Origin of the sequence: Paraburkholderia ginsengiterrae (genome assembly GCF_001645125.1) — a bacterium.
Taxonomy (GTDB): domain Bacteria; phylum Pseudomonadota; class Gammaproteobacteria; order Burkholderiales; family Burkholderiaceae; genus Paraburkholderia; species Paraburkholderia ginsengiterrae.
Genome location: NZ_LXKA01000008.1, coordinates 1 through 1,572 on the forward strand (window position 1 = coordinate 1; position 1,572 = coordinate 1,572).

A 1,572-nucleotide genomic window follows, 5' to 3' on the forward strand; every position below is an offset into this window, starting at 1 on the left:
ATCTGTCGCTCAAGGCGGCAGGCATTGCCGCCGGCAGCTTCGGTCTGCTCGCCCTGTTCGCCCGTGCGCTGGGTGGCTGGCTGTCGGACAAGGCCGCCGCGCGCCGCGGCCTCGACGTCCGCGCGACTGTACTGTTCGGGTTGATCGTCGGCGAAGGTCTGGGCCTCCTGTGTTTCTCACACGCGAACAGCGTCGCACTGGCCGTGACTTCGATGCTGGTTTTCGGCCTGTTCACGCACATGGCTTGTGGCGCGACCTACGCGCTGGTGCCGTTCATCGACCGCAAGGCACTGGGCGGGGTCGCGGGCGTGATTGGCGCCGGTGGCAATGTCGGCGCGGTGGCGGCGGGCTTTCTGATGAAAGGCGTTGGCAGCGTGCAGCAGACACTCGCGCTGCTCGGCATGCTCGTCACGCTGTCCGCGTTGTGCGCGCTGGCAGTGCGCTTCAGCCATGAACACGAGGCACGCGAAGCGGCGCTGCGCGAGCACGCGCTGACTGTGACCGGCACCAATGGTTTGGCGAACTGACGACCCATGCCGGCGCGTGCGGCAAGCCGCTATCCCTGCCATGCAGCCGCTGGGATTCGCGCAGCGCGCTGCACGGTGTGAGTGCTGCGCCGCACCACGACTGTGCCCCACCGCATCAAATTGCATCAAGCCATTTTCGATGGACGCGCCTCGCAATACGCCTGTTGACCATGCTGGACGGGCCGTCAATGAGTTGCCATGTTATGGCATGGTCTTTGCGTAACTCAAGCCAGCGGATCAACGATGATCCGGCTAGCCCGCAGCAAAGCGTCACGCTTTAACTCTTTGGTTTTTGGACAACGGCGTCCCCCGAATTCAGTCATCTTTCGACTGCATCCGCGGGACGCTTTTTTATTTGCCGGACGAAAAATCATGCCGCGAACCGAGTCGGAAATGGCTGAAGCCCCCGTCACGAACGTTGTCGTCATTGGCCACGGGATGGTGGGGCACAAGCTGCTTGAATGTCTGCTCGACGACGCGCGAGCCGCGCTGCACGTCACGGTGTTGTGCGAGGAGCCGCGCCCGGCGTATGACCGCGTGCATCTGTCCGAATTCTTTTCGGGCAAGTCGGCGGAGGACCTGTCGCTCGTCAAGCCCGGCTTCTTCGAGCGCGAGAACGTGCTGCTCAAGCTCGACACGAAGGCGCTCTTGATCGACCGGGAAGCCCGCACGGTGAGCCTCTCCACTGGCGAGACGCTTTCCTATGACAAACTGGTGCTCGCCACCGGCTCGTCGCCGTTTGTTCCGCCGATGGCAGGCAGCGATCGTCAGGACTGCTTCGTCTATCGCACCATCGAAGACCTCGAAGCGATGCAGGCATGCGGCGCGCGCGCGAAATCGGGCGTCGTGGTGGGCGGTGGCCTGCTGGGGCTGGAATGCGCGAAGGCGCTGCATGACATGGGACTGGCCGCGCATGTCGTCGAGTTCGCCCCGCGGCTGATGGCGGTGCAGGTCGACGAAGGCGGCGGACGGGTTCTGCGCAGCAAGATCGAGGAGTTGGGCGTGCAGGTCCACACCGGCAAGCACACGCTTGCCATCGTGGATG

1 protein-coding gene and 1 pseudogene are annotated in these 1,572 nt (G+C 64.1%); both read left to right on the plus strand.

Annotation, left to right across the window (positions count from 1 at the left end):
* Positions 1–527 (plus strand): annotated as a pseudogene (locus tag A6V37_RS00070) (MFS transporter); the annotation flags it as partial.
* A gap of 393 nt (positions 528–920) precedes the next feature.
* The coding region (locus A6V37_RS00075) for an FAD-dependent oxidoreductase (protein ID WP_165614496.1) at positions 921–1,572 on the plus strand (652 nt) is incomplete at its 3' end.